The organism is Bifidobacterium sp. JNUCC 75 (assembly GCF_054819865.1).
This window is the reverse complement of sequence record NZ_JBTHIF010000001.1, coordinates 1-24,450: the sequence shown is the minus strand read 5'-3', so window position 1 is coordinate 24,450 and position 24,450 is coordinate 1. Positions and strand designations below refer to the sequence as shown.

At 62.4% G+C, this 24,450-nt stretch carries 17 protein-coding genes; 15 read left to right on the top strand and 2 right to left on the bottom strand.

What is annotated here, in order from left to right:
• Window positions 1–144 precede the first annotated feature (144 nt).
• The 3 genes from ACVWNW_RS00085 (at window position 145) to ACVWNW_RS00075 (ending at window position 3,072) form a co-directional block, all read left to right on the top strand.
• Window positions 145–768, top strand: coding sequence for a 50S ribosomal protein L25/general stress protein Ctc (locus ACVWNW_RS00085; RefSeq protein WP_046322957.1), 624 nt, complete (start codon window positions 145–147; stop codon window positions 766–768).
• 186 nt (window positions 769–954) lie between these two features.
• The gene (locus ACVWNW_RS00080; RefSeq protein WP_261252658.1) at window positions 955–2,082 is read left to right on the top strand and encodes a branched-chain amino acid aminotransferase; all 1,128 of its coding nucleotides are present in this window, start codon (window positions 955–957) and stop codon (window positions 2,080–2,082) included.
• Window positions 2,083–2,265: 183 nt separating this feature from the next.
• Window positions 2,266–3,072: a trimeric intracellular cation channel family protein gene (locus tag ACVWNW_RS00075; protein WP_454482351.1), complete on the top strand. Its 807-nt coding sequence runs from the start codon at window positions 2,266–2,268 to the stop codon at window positions 3,070–3,072.
• A gap of 40 nt (window positions 3,073–3,112) precedes the next feature.
• Here the strand turns inward: ACVWNW_RS00075 and rpsT are convergent, their stop codons facing one another.
• Entirely contained in the window at window positions 3,113–3,373 is a 261-nt protein-coding gene (rpsT, locus tag ACVWNW_RS00070) for a 30S ribosomal protein S20 (RefSeq protein ID WP_046322954.1), read from the bottom strand.
• A 145-nt stretch (window positions 3,374–3,518) separates the two neighbouring features.
• Here rpsT and lepA point away from each other — a divergent pair, with 145 nt between their 5' ends.
• The 12 genes from lepA (at window position 3,519) to metF (ending at window position 23,352) form a co-directional block, all read left to right on the top strand.
• Window positions 3,519–5,396: a translation elongation factor 4 gene (gene lepA, locus ACVWNW_RS00065; RefSeq protein WP_454482348.1), complete on the top strand. Its 1,878-nt coding sequence runs from the start codon at window positions 3,519–3,521 to the stop codon at window positions 5,394–5,396.
• A gap of 4 nt (window positions 5,397–5,400) precedes the next feature.
• Window positions 5,401–6,744 (top strand): radical SAM family heme chaperone HemW, encoded by a 1,344-nt coding sequence (hemW, locus tag ACVWNW_RS00060; RefSeq protein WP_461196290.1) that lies wholly within the window; start codon window positions 5,401–5,403, stop codon window positions 6,742–6,744.
• Window positions 6,745–6,867: 123 nt separating this feature from the next.
• Complete coding sequence (gene gltB / locus ACVWNW_RS00055; RefSeq protein ID WP_454482346.1) at window positions 6,868–11,442, top strand: glutamate synthase large subunit; 4,575 nt, start codon at window positions 6,868–6,870, stop codon at window positions 11,440–11,442.
• Between the two features lies 1 nt (window position 11,443).
• Entirely contained in the window at window positions 11,444–12,991 is a 1,548-nt protein-coding gene (locus ACVWNW_RS00050) for a glutamate synthase subunit beta (protein WP_454482344.1), read from the top strand.
• Between the two features lie 45 nt (window positions 12,992–13,036).
• Window positions 13,037–13,489: a DUF2975 domain-containing protein gene (locus ACVWNW_RS00045; protein WP_232348597.1), complete on the top strand. Its 453-nt coding sequence runs from the start codon at window positions 13,037–13,039 to the stop codon at window positions 13,487–13,489.
• 2 nt (window positions 13,490–13,491) lie between these two features.
• Window positions 13,492–14,331 (top strand): ABC transporter ATP-binding protein, encoded by an 840-nt coding sequence (locus tag ACVWNW_RS00040; protein ID WP_121913472.1) that lies wholly within the window; start codon window positions 13,492–13,494, stop codon window positions 14,329–14,331.
• 140 nt (window positions 14,332–14,471) lie between these two features.
• On the top strand, window positions 14,472–16,235 hold the full coding sequence (locus ACVWNW_RS00035) for an ABC transporter ATP-binding protein (protein WP_454482341.1): 1,764 nt from the start codon (window positions 14,472–14,474) through the stop codon (window positions 16,233–16,235).
• Window positions 16,236–18,182, top strand: a complete 1,947-nt coding sequence (locus ACVWNW_RS00030; protein WP_454482339.1) for an ABC transporter ATP-binding protein — start codon at window positions 16,236–16,238, stop codon at window positions 18,180–18,182.
• A 6-nt stretch (window positions 18,183–18,188) separates the two neighbouring features.
• Entirely contained in the window at window positions 18,189–19,322 is a 1,134-nt protein-coding gene (locus tag ACVWNW_RS00025; RefSeq protein ID WP_198190834.1) for a tRNA (adenine-N1)-methyltransferase, read from the top strand.
• Between the two features lie 80 nt (window positions 19,323–19,402).
• Window positions 19,403–19,963 carry a SixA phosphatase family protein gene (locus ACVWNW_RS00020; RefSeq protein WP_046322947.1) on the top strand — a complete coding sequence of 187 codons (561 nt, stop codon included), beginning with the start codon at window positions 19,403–19,405 and terminating at the stop codon, window positions 19,961–19,963.
• A 178-nt stretch (window positions 19,964–20,141) separates the two neighbouring features.
• Window positions 20,142–22,478 carry a 5-methyltetrahydropteroyltriglutamate--homocysteine S-methyltransferase gene (metE, locus tag ACVWNW_RS00015; protein WP_454482337.1) on the top strand — a complete coding sequence of 779 codons (2,337 nt, stop codon included), beginning with the start codon at window positions 20,142–20,144 and terminating at the stop codon, window positions 22,476–22,478.
• Window positions 22,471–23,352, top strand: a complete 882-nt coding sequence (metF, locus tag ACVWNW_RS00010) for a methylenetetrahydrofolate reductase [NAD(P)H] (RefSeq protein WP_454482335.1) — start codon at window positions 22,471–22,473, stop codon at window positions 23,350–23,352. The genes metE and metF overlap by 8 nt, the downstream gene beginning before the upstream one ends.
• Before the next feature lie 58 nt (window positions 23,353–23,410).
• On the opposite strand, the gene ACVWNW_RS00005 is transcribed toward metF, so the two are convergent.
• Window positions 23,411–23,731 carry a hypothetical protein gene (locus tag ACVWNW_RS00005; RefSeq protein WP_046322944.1) on the bottom strand — a complete coding sequence of 107 codons (321 nt, stop codon included), beginning with the start codon at window positions 23,729–23,731 and terminating at the stop codon, window positions 23,411–23,413.
• Window positions 23,732–24,450 lie beyond the last annotated feature (719 nt).

The following is a 24,450-nucleotide window of genomic DNA, read 5'->3' as shown; positions in this document are numbered from 1 at the left end:
CGAGGGAGGCTTTCATGGCCTCCGTTATCGACTCGGCTGGATCATCGGCGGCCTTTCCTTTTTGGCGGTCCGGAATCCGACGCGGCGATGCGCCAGGACCGGCCCAGGTCGGTCTTGAGGAACCACTCAAGGAAGGAAGCCAACATGGCTAACACAATTAAGCTCGAGGGCGAAGTCCGCGACCAATTTGGCAAGGGGGCGGCACGCCGCATGCGCGTGGCCCAGCAGATCCCCGCCACCATCTACGCCGGAGGCGCCCAGCCCGATTACATCAAGCTGCCCATGCGCGAGACCACTTTAGCCCTGCGCCGCGCCAACGCCCTCTTCTCGATCAGCTTCGGCGGACAGACCAAGACGGCGGTGGTCAAGGACGTGCAGCGCAACCCAGTCAAGCGCCAGGTAGAGCATATCGACTTCTATGAGGTCCGCGCCGGCGAGAAGGTCACCGTGGAGGTGCCTGTCTTCGTCAGCGGCGAGACCAAGGGCGCTGCCGTGGCCTTGGTCGACACCCAGAACCTGCAGGTCCGGGCCGACGTGTCCAACCTGCCCGAGCGCATCGATATCAGCGTTGAAGGCCTGGCAGAGGGCGACAAGATCCTGGCCAAGGACATCAAGCTGCCCGAAGGCTCCGAGCTGATCATCGACGATATGGAGGAATCCATCGTCTCCGTCGAGATCCCCAAGGAGGAGAGCCTGGAGACCCCCACCGAGGAAACCGAACAGACCGAGGCGGAAGCTGCCCCGGAGGCCGACGAACAAAGCGAGTGAACCAAGAGGTTCAATCTGCAAGGCCGTGGGATCATCACGATCCTGCGGCCTTTTTGTTTATAACGGTCACTATGCGAAATACGCTGGACGGGTCAGGGTCTGCCTATGCGATAGTTCGGGTACCGGGCATGGCCATAAGCATAGCGCCCGAGCAACCAATACAGTAGCAAGAAGAAGTGGTAGATAATGGCAGAGCAATCACATCACGACCCGAAGGCACTCAATGAGTTGGCGGACGCTTTCAAGGTCATTCCCAACGATCATCCCGCCTCTGACGAGGAACGTGCCCGGCTGATTGACAAGCCTGCCTTCGGCCAGCTCTTCTCAGACAACATGGCCCACATGGGATGGACTTCAAACGACGGCTGGAAGGACCGCAGGGTTGAGCCCTACGGACCGCTCAGCCTGGATCCGGGCGCCTCGGTGCTTCACTATGCCCAGGAGGCCTTTGAGGGACTCAAGGCCTACTACCATGACGACGGCTCCATCTGGCTCTTCCGGCCCGATGCCAATGCTCAGCGCTTCTACAATTCTGCCAAGCGTCTGGCCCTGCCTCCGCTCGAGCCCGATGACTTCCTGGGATCAGTCGCGGCCCTGGTCCGCCGTGACGCGGCCTGGGTGCCCAAGCGTCGTGAGTATACGCTCTATATGCGCCCCTATATGTTCGCCTCCGAGCCTTTTCTGGGCGTGCGCGCACCACATGCGGTGGACTATTGCGTCATCGCCTCGCCCTCGGGACCCTACTTCGCTGGCGGTGTTAAGCCGGTCAGCATCTGGGTGGAAGACAAGTGGTTCCGCACCGGTCCCGGTGGCACCGGCTTCGCCAAGTGCGGCGGCAACTATGCGGCATCCCTGCTGGGTGAGAACCGCGGTGCTGAGCACGGTTGCGAGCAGGTCTGCTTCGTCGACGCGGCCACTAAGACCTACCTGGAAGAGCTTGGCGGCATGAACATGTTCACCGTCCACAAGGACGGACACCTGGAGACCCCCAGCCTGACCGGAACCATTCTGCCCGGCGTCACCCGCAACTCCCTGATTGCCCTGGCCCAGGACCACGGTCGTGACGTGGTGGAGACCATGATCCGTCTGGACACCCTGCTGGACGACATCCGCTCGGGCGAGGTCACTGAGGTGTTCGCCTGCGGGACCGCCGCCATCATCACCCCGATCGGACGCTTCAAGTCCGAGAACTTCGACGTCCAGGTGGCCGACGGTGGTTCAGGCAAGGTCACCATGGACTTCCGCAACGAGCTTCTGGGCATCCAGCTGGGCGAGATCGAGGATCCGCACGACTGGATGTGGAAGGTTTGCTGAGCACTGGCCTCATTCCTGCCTGACAGGTCTTGAAAGGAAGGCGGCTTCAGGGCGATATTCCGCCCCGGGCCGCCTTTCGTTATCTTTGTGGTCTTGGGCATATCATCGGCCTGTTCAGCTTTTGGGTTGGCTAATCTATAGACAGATTTGAGTGCGGGACGATTCCGAGAGGAGAAGCGCGGGATGAAGACGGCCTTGGAGGGGAACCTGATCTTCATGGTCATCGAGTACCTGGGCATCTTCAGCTGCGGACTTTCGGGCGGTCTGGCTGCCGTGCGCAAGGGCTACGACATCATCGCCATCCTGCTGGTTTCATGGATTAGCGCTCTGGGCGGCGGGGTGGTGCGTGACGTTCTTCTGGGCCAGGTGCCGCCCAGCGGCATCACTGACAAGGGCTCGGTCATCGTCACTTTGGCATCCGGCCTGGTGGTGGCTGTCGCCCATCCCGAAATCAGCAGGATGACCTGGTCCATGCTGGTCACCGATGCCATGGCGCTGGGATCCTTCGCCGTCAACGGGACCGCCAAGGCCCTGATGTGCGGAACCGGTGGCATGACGGCCATCTTCATGGGCATGGCCACGGCCTTGGTGGGTGGTCTACTGCGAGACATCCTTCTCAACCAGGTGCCGGCGGTCATCCAGGACCAGCACTGGTACGCGCTGCCCTCACTGATCGGATGCCTGCTGACCCTGGCATCCACGCGCGCCCAGCAGCATGGACTCTATCCGGCAAGGGTCGACATGATCCTGGACCTTGCCATCGTGGCCCTGGTGGTCGTCCTGCGCATTATCTCCGTGAAATTCGACATTCTGGTGCCTGGGGCAATGGACCGGCGTTCGGCCCGGCTACCGCTCAATGATGTCCAGCTGGCCAGGGCCATCCGTCATCTGATGCGTGGCCGGTCGGACATTAGCGTCACCATCAAGCACGCCGACGAAGATGCCAACGAGAATTCAAAAGGTGAGCCGGGCATCAAAAAGGGCCGGTGATCCAAGCGCTTGGATCACCGGCCCTTATAGGGCACCCGGTTCAGAGGGCGTTGACGGCGTTGGCCAGACCGGACTTGCGGTTGGCGGCCTGGTTGCGGTGGATTACACCCTTTCCTGCAGCCTTGTCCAGACGACGGGCGGCCACCTGGTAAGCAGCCTGAGCGGCCTCCTTGTCACCGGCATCCACGGCATTACGCACGGAACGCACTGAGGTCTTGATTGCGCTCTTGACCTCCTTGTTGCGCAGGTGCGCCTTTTCGTTGGTGATGACCCGCTTCTTCTGCGACTTGATGTTTGCCAATGTTGCTCCAAACGATGAATGTATCTGTACAGACAACCCACCATAATAGCACCCGACCGGGAGAAGAATCCGCCGGAGGCGGGCGCTTCGGCCCAGGGCATCGTCTAGAATCGTTAGACCAGACGTACGTGAGGAGAGCAGACCGGTGCAGGAAGCCAAGAACCAACCAGGATTCACCGACCAATCGCTGATCCGCAACTTCTGCATCATCGCCCACATCGATCACGGCAAATCCACAGTGGCCGACCGGATCCTGCAGCTGAGTGGGATCGTGCCCAAGCGCGAGATGCACGACCGGTTCCTGGACAGGATGGACATCGAGCAGGAGCGCGGCATCACCATCAAGTCCCAGGCCGTTCGCCTACCCTGGGTCAAGGACGGCGTCGAATACACCTTGGGCATGATTGACACCCCCGGTCATGTGGACTTCACCTACGAGGTATCCCGGGCTCTGGAAGCCTGTGAGGGCGCGGTGCTGCTGGTGGACGCCACCCAGGGCATCGAGGCGCAGACCCTCTCCAACCTGTATATGGCCCTGGAGGATGACCTGACTATCATCCCCGTCCTCAACAAGATCGACCTGCCCTCGGCCGAACCGGATAAGCATGCCGAGGAGATTGCCAATCTGATCGGCTGCTCCACTGATGAGGTGCTCCGTGTGTCAGGCAAGACCGGCCAGGGGATCCGCGAGCTGGTGGACCGCATCGTGGACCAGGTGCCCGCCCCCAAGGGGGACCCCAAGGCTCCGGCCCGCGCCCTTATCTTCGACTCGGTCTACGACTCCTACCGGGGAATCGTCACCTACATCAGGATGGTAGACGGCGAGCTTAAGGAGCGCCAGAAGATCCGCATGATGGGCCGGGCGACCGTGCACGACCCCATCGAACTGGGCGTGATTAGTCCGGACATGACCCCCACCAAGGCCCTGGGTGCCGGGGAGGTCGGCTACGTGATCACCGGCGTCAAGGACGTCAGCCAGTCCAAGGTGGGCGACACAGTCACCACCGAGGCCAAGCCAGCCAAAGAGCCCCTGCCCGGTTATCAGGATCCCCAACCCATGGTCTATTCCGGGCTCTTCCCCATCGACAACGCCCAGTTCCCCGAGCTGCGCGACGCCCTGGACAAGCTCAAGCTCAACGATGCCGCCCTGGTCTACGAGCCAGAGACCTCGGTGGCCCTGGGCTTCGGCTTCCGCTGTGGCTTCCTGGGGCTGCTGCACATGGAGATTGTCACCGAGCGCCTGAGCAGGGAGTTCGGCATGGACCTGATCGCCACGGCCCCCAACGTCACTTATCAGGTCACCATGGAAGACGGCAGCGAGCACACGGTGACCAACCCCAGCGAGTTCCCCGATGGCAAGGTTCGTCAGATTCTGGAACCCGTTGTCAGCGCCGATATCATCACCCCCAAGGAGTTCATCGGACCGGTCATGGAGCTCTGCCAGGACCATCGCGGGCAGATGGGGACCATGGAATATCTGAGTCCCGAGCGTGTCGAGATGCACTACAAGATGCCCTTGGCCGAGATCGTCTTCGACTTCTTCGACCAGCTGAAGAGTCGAACCAAGGGCTACGCTAGCCTTGACTATCAGCCCGACGGGACCCAGTCCGCTGACCTGGTCAAGGTGGACATCCTCATCCAGGGGGAAAAGATTGACGCCTTCTCGGCAATCGTCCACAAGGACAAGGCCTACGCCTACGGGGTGATGATGACCAAAAAGCTGCGCAAGCTGATTCCCCGCCAGCAGTTCGAGATACCCATACAGGCGGCCATAGGGTCCCGAATCATCGCCCGGGAGACCATCAGCGCCTTGCGCAAGGATGTGCTGGCAAAGTGCTATGGGGGCGACATCACCCGCAAGCGCAAGCTGCTGGAGAAGCAGAAGGCCGGCAAGAAGCGCATGAAGATGCTGGGACATGTCGAGGTGCCCCAAGAGGCCTTCATCGCCGCCCTGAGCACGGGCCAGGCCCAGGATCGGGACACTAAGGACAAAATCCGGGCCGCCGCTAAGAAGGAGGGCTGAACGGGTGGGATCCTACCAGGTCTACATCCATGTGCCCTTCTGCATGCGCCGCTGCGGCTACTGCGACTTCAACACCTATACAGCCAGCGACCTAGGCGGGGGCGCCAGCCGGGAGCACTACGCCGATCTGGCCATACAGGAGATGCGCATGGTCCGGGACTGGCAGACCTCTAGGGGGCTGATAGAGCCGCCCGTGTCCACCATCTTCTTCGGCGGAGGCACCCCGACCATTCTGCCTGCCCGGGATCTGGTACGCATGGTCGGGGCCGTAGCCGACCTCTGGGGCCTGTCCTCCGGGGCCGAGATCACCACCGAGGCCAATCCCGACACTGTGGATCGGACCTACCTGAAGCAGTTACTCCGGGGCGGCATCAATCGCGTTTCTTTCGGTATGCAGTCAGCGGTGCCCAGCGTCCTGGCAACCCTGGATCGTACCCATACCCCGGCCAATGTGACCACTGACGTGGCCGCTGCTAAAGACTTGGGTCTCAGGGCTAGTGTGGACCTGATCTACGGGACGCCGGGGGAGCAGCTTGAGGATTGGCGGACCAGCCTGCAGGCGGCTCTGGACCTGGGCGTGGAGCATGTCTCCGCCTACGCCCTGACCCTGGAGCCCACCACCAAGATGGGCCGTGCAGTGCGCCGGGGCCAACTGCCCGCGCCCGATGACGATGACGAGGCGGCCAAGTACGAGATGGCCGACGACATGCTCTCCGAGGCGGGCCTCTACTGGTATGAGATCTCAAACTGGGCCCGCCCCGGCCAGGAGAGTCGTCACAACCTAGGCTATTGGCACAACGTAGACTGGGCCGGCATCGGGCCTGGCGCCCACTCCCACTATCGTGCTTTGGAAGGGGAGGGCACAGGCATGGCACCGGTGGAAGAAGCCTGGGAACCGGAGCCCGTCTCCTCCGTTTCGCCCGGGTTCAGGGCCACCGGAAAAGCAGCAGCTCAAGAGGCCGATCCCGGGGTACGCTGGTGGCTTTCGCCGGAGCCCGGTCTGGGGGAACGGCGTGCACGGGCCATCCGCTCCTGGGACATCGCCCACCCAAGGGACTGGGCGGCCGCCATGGATGCAGGACATGTGCCCTGGCAGGATGCCGAGCTTCTGGGTTGGAGGCAGGACCTGGAGGAGACAGTCATGTTGGCCCTGCGTCTGCCAGAAGGCCTAGGAATGGGTCGACTGACCAAGATGGCAGGTCGTTCAGCAGACCCGCAGATCCTCAAGGATCTGGTCGACCAGGGGCTCCTGCTGCCCGTGGGTGACAGAATTCAGGTGACCCGCCGGGGCCGCCTGCTCAACGATCTGGTCATCGATCAGGTCCTGGAGGCGGTAGGAATCCGTTAGTCACTGCGGAACGTTACACGGATGTCACCTGTGGATGCATTATTCTGTTGATTCACCATTGACAAGGCTCCTCAAGGGCGGAGCATGCCGGCCCCGCCCCCGTCCACGAACGAGGTGATTGCGGTGTCATTCACGGCCCCTCTCGATATGCATGTCCACGGCCCCCAAGGGCTCTATGACCCTGATACGGAACACGATGCCTGCGGTTTCGGCATGGTTGCCACCCTAAACCGACGGGACGAAAGACTGATCGTCGAGCAGGGCATCCGCGTCCTGATTAACCTGGACCACCGAGGAGCCGTGGGAGCCGAGCCCAACACCGGCGATGGGGCCGGCATCATGCTCTCTATGCCCGACGAGTTCATGCGCACCCGGGTCTACCGGAATCTGCCCGAAGCTGGCCACTATCTGGCGGGCATGGCCTTCTTGGATAGGGACCCGGCTCAGGCTGCCGGTCAGGAGGAGGCCATCGCCTCCATTGCCGGCCAGGAGGGGCTGCGCGTTCTGGCCTGGCGGTCAGTACCCACCGATCCGGACGGATTGGGTCTGCAGGCTCTGGCCTCCATGCCCCGCTTCCTCATGCCCATCATGTATGACGCCGGTCCTAAAGGCCGAGGAGGACTGGACCTGGAGCGGCAGGGCTACCGGGTCCGCAAGCGGGCGGAGCACGAGCTGGGCGTCTACTTCGCATCCCTGTCCTGTCGAACCATCACCTACAAGGGCATGCTGACCACCAAGCAGCTGCAGGGATTCTTCCCGGACCTGAGTGATCCGGCCATGAAGGCCCGCCTGGCCATCGTCCATTCCCGCTTCTCAACCAACACCTTCCCATCCTGGCCCTTGGCCCAGCCCTTCAGGATGATCGCCCACAACGGGGAGATCAACACCATTCAGGGCAACCGCAACTGGATGTCAGCCCGGGAAGGAATGCTGAGCTCGGAGCTGCTGGGCGACATGGCCCCGCTGCTGCCGGTCAACACCCCGGGAGCCTCGGACTCGGGCACCTTCGACGAGACCCTGGAGCTACTCCACCTGGCGGGTCGGTCCTTGCCCCACGCCGTCTCCATGATGATGCCTCCGGCCTGGCAGCAGGATCCGGACATGGATCCGGATCTGAAAGCCTTCTACGAGTACAACGACACTCTGATCGAGCCCTGGGACGGCCCGGCGGCCATCGTATTCACCGACGGAACCCTGGTGGGTGCCCAGCTGGACCGCAATGGCCTGCGTCCAGGCCGCTGGCAGCTGACCGATGACGGCCACCTGGTCCTGGCCTCGGAGGCCGGCGTCCTGGAGGATACGCCCCAGGAGTCCATTGTCGCTAAGGGCAGGCTGGAGCCGGGGCGCATGTTCCTGGCCGACACCAAAGAGGGCCGGATAGTGCCCGACAGCGAGATCAAGCGCCAGCTGGCCGATCTGCATCCCTACAGGAAGTGGGTTTCCGAGCGCACCGTCCGCCTGGACGATCTGCCCGAGCGCGAGCATGTCAATTACTCGCGCATCTCGGTCCACCGTCGGCAGCAGGCCTTCGGCTACACCCGGGAGGACCTGACCATGCTGCTGGGGCCCATGGCTGAAACCGGCAGGGAGCCCATCGGCTCCATGGGCAACGACGCTCCCATCGCCGTGCTCTCACGCCGGTCCCGCATGCTCTTCGACTACTTCAGCCAGAAGTTCGCCCAGGTCACCAATCCGCCCCTGGACTGGGAGCGTGAGGAGCTGGTGACCAGCATCGCCTCGGCCATCGGGCCCGAGCCCAATCTTTTGGAGGACACCCCCGAGCACGCCTGGAAGATTCACATCGACCTGCCAGTGGTGAACTCCGTCCAGATGGCGCAGATCAAGCGTCTGGACCGGGCACCGGTCCTGGAAGGCCGCTTCCGCCCCCGTCTGATCCGCGGCCTCTACCAGGTGGCCGGAGGCGGCAAGGCGCTTGAGGAGCGTCTGAAAGCCATCGAAAGGGAGGTGGATCAGGCCATCGAGGAGGGCTGCAATGTGCTTGTCCTGTCCGACCGGGACTCCAACCACATTTGGGGACCCATACCCTCCCTGCTGCTGACCGGGGCCGTACAGCACCATCTGCTTCGTCAGCACACGCGCACCCAGGTCTCCCTGGCGGTGGAGGCCGGCGACGTGCGCGAGGTCCACCACGTGGCCCTGCTGATTGCCTATGGCGCAGCCTGCGTCAATCCCTACCTGGCTCTGGAGTCTGTGGAGAATCTGGCCAACAGCGGGGACTTGCACGTGGATGCCAAAAAGGCCTCCGACAACCTGGTCCGGGCTTTGAGCACCGGGGTCCTCAAAATCATGAGCAAGATGGGCGTGAGCACCATCATGTCCTACCGCGGCTCCCAGCTCTTCGAGGCCGTCGGACTCAGTCGGGAGGTCATCGACCGCTGGTTCACGGGCACTACCTCTCTGGTGGGTGGCATAGGCCTGGATGAGATCGCCGCCGAGGTGGCCCAGCGCCATCGGGTGGCCTATCCCATTGAGTGGACCGCTGGCTCCGGGCATGATCTGGAGACAGGCGGCAACTACCATTGGCGCCGCACCGGCGAGGACCACCTGAACGACCCAGAGTCCATCTTCCTGCTCCAGCAGTCCACCAAACGAGGGGACTACGGGCTCTTCAGGGCCTACACCGACCATGTGAACGCGGCGGCCAAGCAGGGCATGACCCTGCGCGGCCTCATGGAACTGCACTCCGACAGGGCGCCCATACCGCTGGACCAGGTGGAGGCCGCCGAGTCCATCGTCACCCGCTTCTCTACTGGAGCCATGAGCTACGGGTCCATTTCCCAAGAAGCCCATGAGACCATGGCAGTGGCCATGAATCGGCTCGGGGCCAGGTCCAACTCGGGCGAAGGCGGCGAGTCCCCGGATCGAATCGCAGACCCGGCCCGGACCAGCCGCATCAAGCAGGTGGCCTCGGCCCGATTCGGGGTCACCAGCGACTATCTGGTTTCGGCCACCGACCTGCAGATCAAGCTGGCCCAGGGAGCCAAGCCGGGGGAGGGTGGCCACCTTCCCGGCGCCAAGGTTCCGCCCTGGATCGCTCAGGTCAGGCGCTCCACACCTGGGGTCGAGCTCATCTCCCCTCCGCCCCACCATGACATCTATTCCATCGAGGATCTCAAGCAGCTCATCCATGACCTGAAGATGGCCAACCCGCGGGCTCGCATCCACGTCAAGCTGGTCTCCGAGCACGGGGTGGGAACCGTGGCCGCAGGCGTGGCCAAATGCCATGCCGACGTGGTCCTCATCTCCGGCCAGGACGGTGGAACGGGAGCGGCGCCCCTCAATGCCATCAAGCATGCGGGCACCCCCTGGGAGCTGGGCCTGGCCGAGACCCAGCAGACCCTGGTCATGAACGACCTGCGCTCGCGGATTGTGGTCCAATGCGACGGGGAGCTCAAAACCGGTCGCGACGTGGTCATAGCCGCTCTGCTGGGGGCCGAGGAGTTCGGTTTCGCCACCACGGCGCTCCAGGTGGAGGGCTGCGTCATGATGCGGGCCTGCCACAAGAACACCTGCCCCCAGGGCATAGCCACCCAGGATCCTGAGCTGCGCTCCCGCTTCACCGGTCGGCCCGAGGATCTGATCAACTTCTTCATGTTCATGGCTCGCCAGGTGCGGGAAATTCTGGCATCCTTGGGCTTCGCCAGCCTGGAGGAGGCAGTCGGTCACGTGGAGTGCCTGCGCCGGGACCCCTCTGTGCAGACCTGGAAGAGCCAGGGCATCGATCTGGATGCCATTCTGCGCAAGCCGGGCCCCACTCCGGGCACTGTGCTGCACCACACTCAGGCCCAAGACCACGAGCTGGATAAGTCACTAGATGTGGACCTGATCAATCAGGCCGTCGATGCCTTGGACGAGGGTCGGCCGGTGGCCATCAAGGGAACCGTGCGCAACGTCAACCGGAGCGTAGGTACGATGCTGGGCTATAGGATCACCCGCAAATACGGTGCGGCCGGCCTGCCCCCGAACACCGTGGACATCACGCTGACAGGTTCTGCCGGACAGTCCCTGGGCGCCTTCATTCCTAGGGGCGAGACCATTCGGGTGATCGGTGAGGCCAACGACTATGCAGGCAAGGGCCTGTCCGGCGGCCGTCTGGTCCTCCACGCTGCCCAGGGAGTTCGCTTCGATCCTCACGAGACCGTCATCTGCGGCAACGTGGCAGGATTCGGTGCCACCTCAGGCGATATGTTCGTGGCTGGACGGGCTGGGGAGCGCTTTGCCGTGCGCAACGGTGGCGGCCGCTTCGTGGTCGAGGGCCTGGGCGACCACGGTTGCGAGTACATGACCGGTGGCCTGGTGGTGGTTCTGGGTTCCACTGGACGCAACTTCGGCGCTGGCTTCTCAGGAGGGGATGTCTACCTGCTGGATATGGATACCTCTCGGCTCAATCCTGAAGCCTGGAATGACGGCTCCCTGCTGGCCCTGGAGCCCGACCAGGACCAGGCGGCCATGCTCAAGGAACTGATAGCGGAGCATGCCCGGCTGACTGGCTCAAAGGCTGCAGCCGCCCTGCTTGCGGACTGGCCAAGCGCGCTGGCCCGGTTCACCCATCTGGTACCCCGTCGTTATTTGGCCATGAAGCAGGCCATGGAAGAGGCCGAACGTGAGCAGGTGGACTTCAACGAGCCCGGCGTCTGGGATGCCACCTACGCCCAGGTCATGGAAGGAGCGCACTAATATGGTCGACCCCAAGGGATTTCTCAAGGTACGTACCCGGCACGAACTGGCCGAGCGCCCGGTCGCTGAACGTTTGAAGGACTGGCGGGATGTACACCAGTCCACCGGCCCCGGACCCTGGACCGCCGAGCAGGCCGCCCGCTGCATGGACTGCGGCACCCCCTTCTGCATGACCGGCTGCCCTCTGGGCAACCTGATCCCCGAGTTCAACGACCTGCTGTCCCGGGGCCGCTGGGAGGAGGCCTACGAGCGGTTGAGCCTGACCAACAACTTCCCGGAGTTCACCGGACGAATCTGTCCGGCTCCATGCGAGTCCTCCTGCGTGCTCTCGATCCACCAACCGGCCACCACCATCAAGCTTGACGAGCAGACCATCATCGACCAGGCCTGGTCCCTAGGCTTGGTCAAGCCCCGGCCTCCGCAGCGGTTGACCGACATGACTGTGGCTGTGGTCGGGTCGGGTCCAGCAGGGTTGGCCTGCGCCCAGCAGTTGACCAGGGCCGGACACACGGTAGTTGTCTATGAGCGCGCCGATGCCATAGGTGGCCTCTTGCGTTACGGCATTCCCGCCTTCAAGCTGGAGAAGTCCCTGCTGGATCGCCGGTTGGAGCAGATGGAGGCCGAGGGGACCCGATTCCGCACTGGCGTCGAAATCGGCCGAGAACTGGGTTGGGACCAGCTGCGTGCCCGATACGATGCTCTGGTGGTGGCCATCGGTTCCACCGAACCCCGGCGTGTGGACCTGCCCGGACGGGAGCTGAAGGGTATCCACTACGCCATGGACTTTCTGCCTGACCCCACCCGTAAACTCATGGGCCGCGAGCCCATCAACGACATCGATGCATCCGACAAGAACGTCATCATCATCGGCGGCGGCGATACCGGGTCGGACTGTTTGGGCACGGCTCTTCGAGAGGGCGCCAAGTCGGTTACCGTCCTGCAGATCCGGCCTCGGGAACCCTCATCCAGGCCTGATAACCGGCCCTGGCCAACTTACGCCAGGCTTTACAATCCCACCTCCTCCATGGAGGAGGGCGGCCACTACGAATACGCGGTGGACAGCCTGGAATACCTGGGTGCCGGGGCTGATGACCGAATCAACCTGGACCAGACCAGCGCCCCCACCGGCTTCGACAGGGACGATGAGGGACGAGTGCGCGGCGTTCGCGTGGTGGATGTCAGTCGTGACGACCAGGACCGAATCATCCCCCATCCCGACACCGAGCGAGTCCTGCCTGCAGACCTGGTGCTGATCAGCATTGGCTTTGCCCATCCGGAGACGGTCACCCTAACAGGACAGACCGGCGTAGGACTGGACCCTCGCGGCAACGTGGCCCGTGATGCCGACTATGCCACAGATCGTGACGGGATCTTCGTGTGCGGTGATGCCGGACGCGGCCAGTCCCTGGTGGTCTGGGCGCTGGCCGAGGGTCGTTCCTGCGCGGCGGCAGTGGACCGGTATCTGACCGGCGCCACAGAACTGCCTGCTCCTATTCGAGCCGATGAGCGCGCCATGACTCTGCCTGCGGCCGACCGGTACCCACGCTAATATGAAGAGGTATGGTGCCGATCGAAGGGATGGAGGCAGTGGGATATGACCAACCGCGCTGAACGTAGGGCGCAGGCCAAGCGGAGCCGCCGTGGCGGCAGCGACGACCGGAGGATGGCGGCCAAGGGCAGGGCCGGAGTGATGGACGAACGGGCCTTGCAGGAGCGTTCCCGTCGGCTGGAGGCTGGCCAGGACGCCGAGTGGAAGCCCACCGGGCACACAGATGACCTGGTGCAGAAGGACTCCGTGGACCCCAACAATCGCAACCCCCGTCTGTTGAAGGCTCCTAGTGGTGTGCGTCAGTGGCTGCGAATCCTGGTCTGGGCCCTGATCATTTGCTCCGGCTTGGCCTTCCTGGTCTGCATGTGGCTGCCCCACGTTCCAATCTGGGCCACCATCGCCATCGCGGCGGTCTTCTGCCTGGGCGTGCTGGGGCTCTTCCTGGTCGGCGGCAACCGGGACAATCCCCGACTGGACTCCTACGGAACGGCCCTGTGACCATGACCGAAAGCGTGGCAGAAAAGCAGGCTGTGCTCATGCAGCATGTGGGATTCCGCCGTCAGGGCCGGGTCATTCTGGATGATGTCAATCTTGAGGTGGGCCGCGGGCAGAAGTGGGTACTCTTCGGACCCAACGGCGTGGGCAAATCCACCCTGGTGGCCATGATGAGCACCAGAGGCTTCCCCAGCACCGGCAGCGTAGAGATCCTGGGCAACCGGCTGGGCAAGGTGAACGTCTTCTCCTACCGGCATCGGATTGGTCTGGCCTCGGCTGGCCTGGCCAAGACCATTAGCCCCCAGGAGGATCCCTACGACGTGGTGCTGACCGCCTTCAGCGACACTACCGGCCGCTGGAGGGAGACCTTCACGGCCGAGCAGGAGGAGGCCACCCTGGCCTTGATGGATCGGTTCGGCATCGCCTACCTCAAGGGCAAGCGCATGTACCGGCTCTCCGAGGGGGAGCGCGGCCGGGTGCTGATATGCCGGGCGCTGATGGCCAATCCCGACCTGCTCATTCTGGACGAGCCGACCACAGGACTGGACCTGGGTGGCCGTGAGCTGGTGCTCAGGGCCCTGAGCGACATAGGCAGGGAGGACAGGGACAGGACGGTCATCCTGGTCACCCACCGGCTTGAGGAGATTCCTCTGGGCTTCGATCGGATAGCCATGATGGGACGACGTCCTGTGGACACTGCAGACACAGGCGATCCGGATCCTGGCACCATCGTCTACCAGGGGCCCCTGGAGGGTGGACTGACCGGTCCACGCCTGAGCGAGCTCTTCGGTCTGGACCTGACCGTGGTCCACCGCGACGGACGTTGGGGTGCCTTCGCCGTCTGAAGGCCACTTGCCGCCGAAGTTCTGACATGCCCGTATCAGCTCAAGGAATAGCAAATTCGTTCACCGAGGCGCGGGTATAGACTGTGGTGGTTTGTCTGCCCAGGGACCGCGGCAGACCAGTATGCGTGAAGGATGTTGACGTGATCAAGATATGGACCCGCTACCTGCGGCCTTACTGGCTCCAGGTGGCCGTTCTGGTGCTCTTTCAGGTGGCGCAGACGGCCTTGAACCTCTATCTGCCCAACCTGCAGGCGGACATCATCGACAAGGGCGTTGCCGTAGGCGACCAGGATGCCATCTACAGGATCGGCTGGCAGATGATGGGGATCACCGCCATTCAGATCGTTGCCAATGTGGTCGCCGTCTACTGCGCCACACGTCTGTCCATGAGGATGGGCTACGAGCTGCGCAGGGACCTGTTCGCCTCGGTGGAGGGCTTCAGCCTCAACGAGATCGAGCGCTTCTCGGCAGGATCCCTGATCACCCGCACAACCAATGATGTTCAACAGATGCAGATGACCACCATGCAGACACTGATGATCATCCTGCAGGCCCCGGTCATGCTGATCGGCGGTCTGGTTTTGGCCTTGCGCCAAGACGGCCCCCTGACCTGGTCGTTGGCGGTCATCGTTCCCCTTATTCTCTTGGTGGCCCTGGTACTCATGGGCAGGATGGGACCCCTGTTCACCCGCTTGCAGAACATGCTGGATTCCGTCAACCGTCTGGTCCGTGAGCAGATCTCAGGCGTGCGGGTCATCCGCGCCTTCGTCCGTGAGAAGACCGAGGCAGCACGTTTCGACAAAGCAAACCGCGACGTCTATGGTGTTCTGATCTCCACCGGCCGTCTGATGAGCATGATGGTGCCGCTCATGTGGTTCCTGCTGAATATGTCCAATGTGGCCATCATGTGGTTCGGCGGCCGCCGCATCGACTCCGGGGCTATGCAGATCGGCGCCCTGCAGGCCTTCATCCAGTACCTGATGATCATTCTGTCAGGCCTGATGATGGCCGCCATGATGTCAGTCATGCTGCCCAGGGCCGCTGTGGCCGCCCGAAGGATCAACGAGGTCCTGGAGGCCACCAGCGAGATCGCAGCACCCGAGCATCCATACCGCAACGAGCACCCCCAAGGGTTGCTGGAATTCAAGCACGTGGACTTCAGCTACCCGGGCGCCCAGGACCCGGTCCTTTCGGACATTTCCTTCACCGCCCGGCCGGGCACCACCACGGCAATTATCGGGGCCACGGGATCCGGCAAGTCCACCATCATCAGACTTTCCAACCGCATGTTCGACGTCACCGATGGCCAGGTCCTGGTGGACGGGCACGACGTGCGTGAGTACGACCCCGACCAGCTGGCCCTGATATTCGGACCAGTCCCGCAAAAAGCCACTCTCTTCACCGGGACCATCCGCGACAACATGCACTATGGGGACCCCGACGCCGACGACGACCGCATTTGGGAAGCCTTGCGCATCGCCCAGGCCGAGGACTTTGTGCGTGAGATCCCCGAGGGCCTGGATGCCCGTGTGGCCGAGGGTGGTACCAACTTCTCTGGCGGGCAGAAGCAGCGTCTTTGCATGGCCAGGGCCATCCTGCGCAATCCCCGCATCTACACCTTCGACGACTCCTTCTCCGCACTGGACATGACCACCGACCGGGCCCTGCACGAGGCCCTGGTGCCGGTCACCCGAGAGGCCACCCAGATCGTCGTGGCCCAGCGGGCGGCCTCCATCCGCGAGGCCGACCAGATTCTGGTCCTGGACCGTGGACGCATCGTCGGCCGGGGCACCCACGACCAGCTCATGAAGGACTGCCCAACCTACCAGGAGATCGTCCAATCCCAGGGCGGTCAGGGGCCCGACGTGGAAGAGCTCAGCATTGACGAGGGGAGGGCCGAGTAGATGGCAAAGGACTTGAGCGTAAATACAGGCTCGCAGGCCGTGGGCGATCGCCGTCACACCGTGGGCCGGCTGGTCCATTATCTGTTGGCCAGCCCCTGGAGGGTCATCGTCATGGTCCTCGCCGGCATGACCGCCGTGGCCATGATTGTCATCGGTCCCAAGGTAATGGGCGAGGCCACCAACGTCCTCTTCGAGGGGCTATTGGGGTCCATACTGGTCAAGATGGGCGCCAAGCCCGGCACTCCCAAGCAGGCTGTGATCGCCTATCTGCAGTCGCGCGGGCAGGACAAATTAGGCCGGATGATCGACTCCATGAACGTCCAGGTGGGTGTGGGCATCGACTGGGCACGCTTCGGCACCATCCTCATGTTCGTCATTGGCATCTACCTGATCTCCATCCTGGTCAGGCTGGTGCAGAACTTCCTGATGACCCGGCTGGTCTCCGACGCGGTCTACACCATGCGCAGGCAGATAGAGGACAAGCTGGACCGGCTGCCCCTGCAGTACTTCGACCGGACTCCGCGTGGCGAGGTCATGAGCCGGACCACCAACGACATCGACAACATCTCGGGCACCCTGCAGCAGATCCTGGGCGAGCTGCTCTTCTCGGTCTTCTCCATCATCGGCGCCTTCATCATGATGCTGACCATCTCGCCCCTGCTGACCCTGATAGCCTTCATAATCATCCCGGTCATGGCCCTGTGCGCTGGCGTCATCCTCAAGAAGACACAGCCGCAGTTCACCCGACAGTGGATTCGCACCGGACAGGTCAACAGTCATGTGGAGGAGATGTTCTCCGGCCATATGGTAGTCCGGGCCTTTGGCCACCAGCGCAAGGCTGAAGAGGAGTTCGAGGAGCGCAACCAGGAGCTCTACCAGGCCAGTTTCAAGGCCTCCTTCTTCTCGGCTCTGGTCACGCCCATGTCGACCTTCTTCGGCAACCTGAGCTTCGTGATCGTGGTCATCATCGGCGGCGTGCACGTGCTCAACGGCAGCATGAGTCTGGGCGGTCTGCAGGCCTTCACCCAGTACACCCGTCAGGCCTCACAACCTATCGGCCAGCTGGCCTCCATGGGCACCATGCTCCAGTCCTCCCTGGCCTCCTGCCGCAGGGTCTTCGACTTCCTGGACGAGGCCGAGGAGGTGCCGGACATCGAGCATCCCGACCATCTGGGACAGGAGACCGGAGGCAAGGTCGAGGGCCATGTCCGCTTTGATCATGTCCGCTTCTCCTACGATCCGGCCGAACCGCTGATTAAAGACCTTTCCATCGAGGCCAAACCTGGACAGACCATAGCCATCGTCGGGCCCACCGGGGCGGGCAAGACGACCCTGGTCAACCTGCTCATGCGTTTCTACGAGATCCAGGGCGGGCGCATCACCATCGACGGCGTGGACACCTCCAGGGTGACCCGTCACGACCTGCGCAGCCACTTCGGCATGGTCCTGCAGGACACCTGGCTCTTTGACGGGACCGTCCGCGACAACCTGCTCTACGGGCTGGACGAGGGACAGACCATCCCAGAGCAGACCATGATCAACGGGGCCAAGGCCACCCACGTGGACGAGTTCATCCGCAAGCTGCCCCAGGGCTACGATACGGTTCTCAATGAGGACAGCAGCGAGCTAAGCCAGGGTGAACGCCAGCTGATGACCATCTGTCGGGCCTTCCTGTCTGACCCCGACATCCTGATCCTGGACGAGGCCACGTCCTCGGTGGACACCAGGACCGAGCTGCTGGTCCAGCAGGCTATGAACACTCTGCGCAAGGGCAGGACCTCCTTCGTCATAGCGCACAGGCTGTCCACCATCCGCGACGCCGACCTAATTCTGGTGGTGAACCACGGCTCGGTGGTTGAGCAGGGCACCCACGACCAGCTGCTGGAGCGAGGCGGCGCCTATGCATCCCTCTACAACTCTCAGTTCACCAAGGGCGAGGAGGGCTGAGGAGGCATGAGCCTTAGACGCGGTCCGCTGAGCGTAGGGGAACGGGTCCAGCTGACCGACCGGCGTGGCCGCAAGCTGACGGTCATGCTGGAACCTGGCGGTTTGACCCAGACCGATCATGGCCTTTTGCCGCACGAGGCCATGATCGGCCTGCCCGAGGGATCCGTGGTAGTGACCATCTCGGCCGACAAGTGGCGGCAGATGCGCCACAAACAGGATGCCAGTACTGACGCAGAAGCGCCTGACAGGGCCAAGCCTTGGAAGTCCTCACGAGGCATCGGGGGATGGGCTTTCACCGTTATGCGTCCACGGCTTGAGGACTACATTCTCTCCATGCCTCGGGGCGCTCAGATCATGTACCCCAAGGATGTGGCCCGAGTCATCCTTCTGGGCGACATCCGTCCCGGCATGAGGGTTCTGGAGTCAGGAGCCGGCTCAGGGGCCATGAGTCTGGGTCTTCTGGATGCCATTGGCACAGAGGGGAAACTGACCAGCATTGAACGGCGGGAGGAGTTCGCCCGGGTGGCTATGGGCAACGCCACCGTCTTCTTTGGGCAGCGCCCAGCCCAGTGGGATCTGCGTACCGGCGACTTTGATGCCATTGCTGCCGACCTGCCGGAGGACGGATTCGACCGTATCGTTCTGGACATGCTGGACCCATGGAACCGTCTGGAACAGGCCTATCGTGTCATGGCAGCCGGAGGCGTGCTGACCGCCTACGTTACCACCACCACACAGCTCAGCCGATTGGCCGAGGCTCTGCGTGCAGACGGACGGTGGACCGAGCCAGAAATCATGGAGAGCCTGGAGCGCTCCTGGAAGGCCGACGGTCTGGCGGTCCGGCCAGAGCATGAGATGATCGGACACACCGGCTTCCTCTTGATTAGCAGAGCCATGGCTCCGGGCCAACAGGCTCTTCGCAAGCATGTCCGGGCCACCAAGGACTACCAAACCGATGTAGATCAGAGCCGGCGGCCTGACACGAGCAGTAAATTCAGTCAGGAGCGTGAGATGCAGGACGTGGAGGATCTTGAGGATCTGGAGCTGCGCCGGGTCTCCGATCGTAAGCTGCGCAAGGTGTTGCGCGACCTGGACCATCAGGTGCGCACCTTGCAGGGAGGCCAGGGTCAGGAAGGCTGATCGCCCATGACCCGTACTTTCAGTCAGCTCTGCCATAATGGAAAAGATGCCTGATATGAACTTCGGGAAAGGAAGCATGCATGGGTTTACGAAAAGGTCTGAAGGCCGAGGATCTGCGCAGGTGTAGCCGAACTCTTATGCTCATGCGTCACGCCAAGACCGATCGCCAGGGGTCACAGGGCGATCGCAGCCGTCAGCTGACCGACCGTGGCCAGAAACAGGCCCGGATCATGGGCCGTGGATTGACTGCTTTGGGTCTGGTTCCCGACCGCATCATCTGCTCGGGTGCGCCCCGAGCCCGTCAGACCCTGGACGGCATGCTCAAACCTCTGGGCGACGGACCCCGTGTCGATTACCGGGAATCCCTCTACGAATCGGGCATGCAGGCAGTCTTCGACGAGCTGGCGCAGACCGAAGACCGTGACCGCCGGGTCCTGATCCTAGGGCACGAGCCCACCATGTCTATCTGCTCACAGTGGCTGGCCGAGGACAACTCCGATCCCGATCTTTTGGACCTGCTCAATCTTGGACTGCCGCCGGCCACCATGGTTCTTCTGGGCTCTGAGCGACCCTTGACCGACTGGGGAACCCATCAGGCCCGTTTGCTTGGTATTCTTGGCCCGCAGGACCTGGAGGACTGACTGGCGGAACGAGCTATAGGCAACCCTTCAGAGGCAGTCTTAGTGACCAACAGCCCCCTGCCCGTAGTCCTGTCGTTATCGATTCAAGTTATGGCGACACCTTATTTGCACCAATTACCCGCCGCCCCCCGCCGCTGATAGGCTGACCGAAGACATCAGGACGAAACTGGGAGGTTTCATGGCAGCGATTACATCCGTGTCCGGGTTCCCGCGCATCGGTGCGCATCGTGAACTCAAGAGGGCCATCGAAGGCTACTGGAAGGGCGAACGGAATCTGGACGAGGTCCGGCGCACGGCCGCGGACCTGCGTGCCAGGCATTGGCAGCTTCAGCAGGAGGCCGGCGTCGACCTGATTCCCGTCAATGATTTCAGCTACTATGACCAGGTCTTGGACACTTCTATCCTCTTGGGCGTCGTCCCTAAGCGCTATCGGAAGCTGGGCCTGGGCCCCGAGGACACCCTCTTCGCCATGGGCCGCGGCTACCAGGGGGAGCAGGGTGACGTGACCGCCCTGCCTATGAAGAAGTGGTTCACCACCAATTACCACTACCTGGTTCCCGAGATCGACCAGGACACCAAAATCGTTCTTGAAGGCGACAAACCCTTCAAAGAGTTCCAGGAGGCGCGCGAGCAAGGCATCGCCGCCAAGCCGGTGCTGATAGGCCCATACACCTTCCTCAAGCTGGCACGCGGTCCTCAGGGCGAGCTGCTGGATCCCGACCCGGCACTGGTCCAGGACCTGGCCAAGGCCTACGCGACCATACTGGAGCGGTTCATCGGCCTTAAGGCCGACTGGGTGCAGCTGGACGAACCCTACCTGGTCCTGGACAAGGAACAGGGCGACCGGGATCTCTTCGAAACCCTCTACCAGCCCATTCTCAAAGCCCGTGAGAGCGACAAAGGCAAGGTCCGTATCCTCCTCAACACCTACTTCGGCCATGTGGGCGACTGCTACGATCGGCTGGCTGACCTTGGCTTCGATGGCATCGGCCTGGATCTGGTCGAGGGCAGGGATGAGAATCTGGCGGCCCTGAAGGAGCACGGCGTGCCGGATGGAACCACCATCTTTGCCGGCCTGGTCAACGGTCGCAACATCTGGCGCAACGACTACGCAGTCAGCCTGGGCTTGCTGGATGCCCTGCACCAGGTGACCTCGAACGTGGTGGTGTCCACCGCATGCTCCCTCCTGCATGTGCCCTACACCGTGGCCGACGAGGATGGGCTGGATGCCGACACCGTGCGGCCTCACTTCGCTTTCGCCCTGGAGAAGCTGAGCGAGCTGCACGACCTGGCTCAGCTGGCTGATGTCGACGAGGACCAACGCCGTTCCAGCAAGGCTCTTGCCGATAACCAGAAGCTCTTCGACGGCAGCCGCGTACAGCCCGACCCCCAGGTGCAGCAACGCCTGGCCGGCCTTAAGGACGAGGACTTTGTACGCACCCCGGCCCGGCCCGAGCGCCAGAGGATCCAGGCCCAGGAGCTGGATCTGCCCCTGCTGCCAACCACCACCATCGGTTCCTTCCCCCAGACCGCCGAGGTCCGCGCCGAGCGGGCCCGCCTGCGCAAGAAGGAGATCAGCCAGGAGGACTACGACAGCTTCATCGCCCGCAAAATCGACCAGGTCATCGACCACCAGGAGCAGATTGGCCTGGATGTTCTGGTCCATGGCGAGTTCGAGCGCAACGACATGGTCGAATACTTCGGCCAGAACCTCAAGGGCTACCTGTTCACCCGGAATGCCTGGGTCCAGTCCTATGGCACCCGCTGCGTCAAGCCTCCGATCGTCTGGGGGGACATCTCCCGCGCCCGGCCCATCACCGTGCGCTGGTCCTCATACGCCCAGTCCCGCACCGACCATGTGGTCAAAGGGATGCTGACCGGTCCGGTGACCATTCTCAACTGGTCCTGGCCCCGCGAGGACATCGATCACAAGCAGCAGACCCGCCAGCTGGCCCTGGCCATCCGTGATGAGGTCCTGGACCTGGAGGCCGCTGGCATCCGCATCATCCAGATCGACGAGGCCGCCCTGCGCGAGAAGCTGCCGCTGCGGCGCTCCGACTGGCACAGCCGATACCTGGACTGGGCCATTCCCGCCTTCCGTCTGGTTCATTCCGGGGTTAAACCCACTACCCAAATTCACACCCACATGTGCTACTCGGAGTTCAACGACATCATCAAGGACATTGATGCCATGGACGCCGATGTGATCTCCTTCGAAGCCTCCCGCTCCGATCTGACCGTTCTTGATGCCATTCAGGAGGCCAAGTTCGAGACCGAGGCAGGCCCTGGAGTCTACGACATCCACTCGCCGCGCATCCCCTCCACCGAGGAGATCGTGGACCGGATCCACGCCATACTGAAGAAGCTCGATGCGGCCAAGGTATGGATCAATCCCGACTGCGGACTCAAGACCCGAGGCGATAAGGAGACCTGGCCCAGCCTGGAGCACATGGTGGCCGCCGCCCATCAGGTGCGCGCGGAGCTATCGTCCAGTCAGGAGTCGGATCATGCATGAGCCTATCTTTTCCCTGGAGGTCTTTCCCCCCAAGCGTGATGCCCCGGTGGGCACCATCTATGACACCCTGGATGGGCTTGAGGGACTGATGCCCGACTTCATCTCGGTGACTTACGGGACCGGTCGGCGCTCGGACCGCACGGCCACGGCCCGCATAGCCAAGACCATACATACCGAATATGGCATCCCTGCCGTGGCGCACTTGACCGCCCAGTATGCGGACCGCGAGGTGATCGACCAGGCACTGGACATGTTCGACGATGCAGGGGTGGCAGCGGTGCTGGCCCTACGCGGCGACAGCGTGGAGGGCCGTGAGCCCGCCGGAGTATTCGAACATGCCAGCGACCTTGCAGCCTACATCCGCTCCCGTCGGCCCAACCTGTCGATATACGGAGCTTGTTATCCGGAGACCCACCCGGAGGCCGCCTCGCCCGAGGAGGACATGGAGCATCTGCGAATCAAAGTCGATTCCGGCGTGGATCATCTGGTTTCGCAACTCTTCTACGACAATGCTGATTTTCTAGACTTCCTGGACCGGGCTCGGGCAGCCGGCATCCAGGTGCCCATTGAGGCTGGCATCATGCCCATCACCAACGAGGGCCAGGTACGGCACATGAGCGAAGTCTGCAAGGCGCGGATCCCGGCTGCGGTCGAGTCCATCCTGGATCGCTGGGGTGACGACCGGGCCAGCCTGCGCGAGGCGGGCATCATCTACGCCTCACAGCAGATCGCCGACCTGGTGGCCCATGGAGTGGACGGTATCCACCTCTACTCCATGAACCACTCCGGCGTCACCAGGCGCATCTGGCACAACGTCCGTCACCTCTTCCGACAGGTTGGCGCCAAGGAGGAGCCGGTCAGTAGCCAGAAATGACCGAATAAAAGCAGTTTAGGCCCCGCACCGATGACCGTAAAAGCGTGATTTCCGGCTTTCAGCGACGTTTTCGGCCTTGATCATCGGTGCGGGGCCTCAGCCATGGGCAGGCTTTGAGCGCAACTCTGTTCAGCGGCGGTATTATGCCAATCAACAGCCCAAGAACCATCGCTCCGATGGTTATCCAGGAGGCCAGATCACGTCCCAACAGAATGAGAATCACCACCAAACCGACCCCGACCAGAGGTAAGACCGGTGTCCAGCGTTGTTGCGAATCGGTAAGTCGGTCGTTTTTCTTCGGCAGAAGTCCGCAAATCAGTCCCCATGCCAGTCCTATCAGGGCACAGACGACGGTCAGGAGGATATCGGTCAGTTGCATTCTAGGATTCCTTCGTTCATGATTGTTCGGGTAAGGCTTTTCTGGCGCCACACATGACCGCTATGCGTTCGAAAACAGCGCAAACGTCCAGCAAATCGCGACAGATGGAGAATGCTGCGGCCCTCGGAACGCATCCTCTTAATGTAGTTGAGCAACTCAACGGACTGCATGACAGACAAGGAGGCCGTCGGCTCGTCCATCTGCATCAGGATAGCCGTTTCATGCATTCCAGGTCACTTCCTCTACGATGATCGACCTGCGGACTTTGTTGACACATCAATGTGTTTGTGGGCGCTATCGACAGCCATCCTAGCCGCCACAGAGCGAAATCGATAATGGGTGGCGGATAGTAAGCACCTCTATAGAAACCATGGTGTCAGGGAAAGCGTACGTTGAAGGGTCTCCCCGAGGGGATTTGAAACAGGTCTCAGGTTGTGCTCAGAATGCCTCCCAGGACCACTACCTCGGGATTCGTCGCATTGTCGATGCGGATAACGGTGTCACCTATGATCCGCCGACATTGGCTGTTGTATCCTTTCTCTGGTTGAGGCAGCGTAGAACGGCAGCCTGTTTACTAGGCCCATCCTGATTTTCACTACATATACTGCGCATTTCGGGATGGCCGCAAGGGCTGACGACCCGTCACCCCTATAATGCCTGTACCGGTTCTGCAGATATCAGAGGCGTTGCGGAGCCTGAGGAAAGGCAGGGGATAAGTC

Coding starts and splice junctions, on each gene's coding strand:
- metE (WP_454482337.1), top strand. CDS start 20,142: ATGGCAGCGATTACATCCGTGTCCGGGTTCCCGCGCATCGGTGCGCAT.
- ACVWNW_RS00075 (WP_454482351.1), top strand. CDS start 2,266: ATGAAGACGGCCTTGGAGGGGAACCTGATCTTCATGGTCATCGAGTAC.
- ACVWNW_RS00040 (WP_121913472.1), top strand. CDS start 13,492: ATGACCGAAAGCGTGGCAGAAAAGCAGGCTGTGCTCATGCAGCATGTG.
- ACVWNW_RS00080 (WP_261252658.1), top strand. CDS start 955: ATGGCAGAGCAATCACATCACGACCCGAAGGCACTCAATGAGTTGGCG.
- ACVWNW_RS00005 (WP_046322944.1), bottom strand. CDS start 23,731: ATGCAACTGACCGATATCCTCCTGACCGTCGTCTGTGCCCTGATAGGA.
- ACVWNW_RS00050 (WP_454482344.1), top strand. CDS start 11,444: ATGGTCGACCCCAAGGGATTTCTCAAGGTACGTACCCGGCACGAACTG.
- ACVWNW_RS00030 (WP_454482339.1), top strand. CDS start 16,236: ATGGCAAAGGACTTGAGCGTAAATACAGGCTCGCAGGCCGTGGGCGAT.
- ACVWNW_RS00020 (WP_046322947.1), top strand. CDS start 19,403: ATGGGTTTACGAAAAGGTCTGAAGGCCGAGGATCTGCGCAGGTGTAGC.
- ACVWNW_RS00085 (WP_046322957.1), top strand. CDS start 145: ATGGCTAACACAATTAAGCTCGAGGGCGAAGTCCGCGACCAATTTGGC.
- ACVWNW_RS00025 (WP_198190834.1), top strand. CDS start 18,189: ATGAGCCTTAGACGCGGTCCGCTGAGCGTAGGGGAACGGGTCCAGCTG.
- ACVWNW_RS00045 (WP_232348597.1), top strand. CDS start 13,037: ATGACCAACCGCGCTGAACGTAGGGCGCAGGCCAAGCGGAGCCGCCGT.
- metF (WP_454482335.1), top strand. CDS start 22,471: ATGCATGAGCCTATCTTTTCCCTGGAGGTCTTTCCCCCCAAGCGTGAT.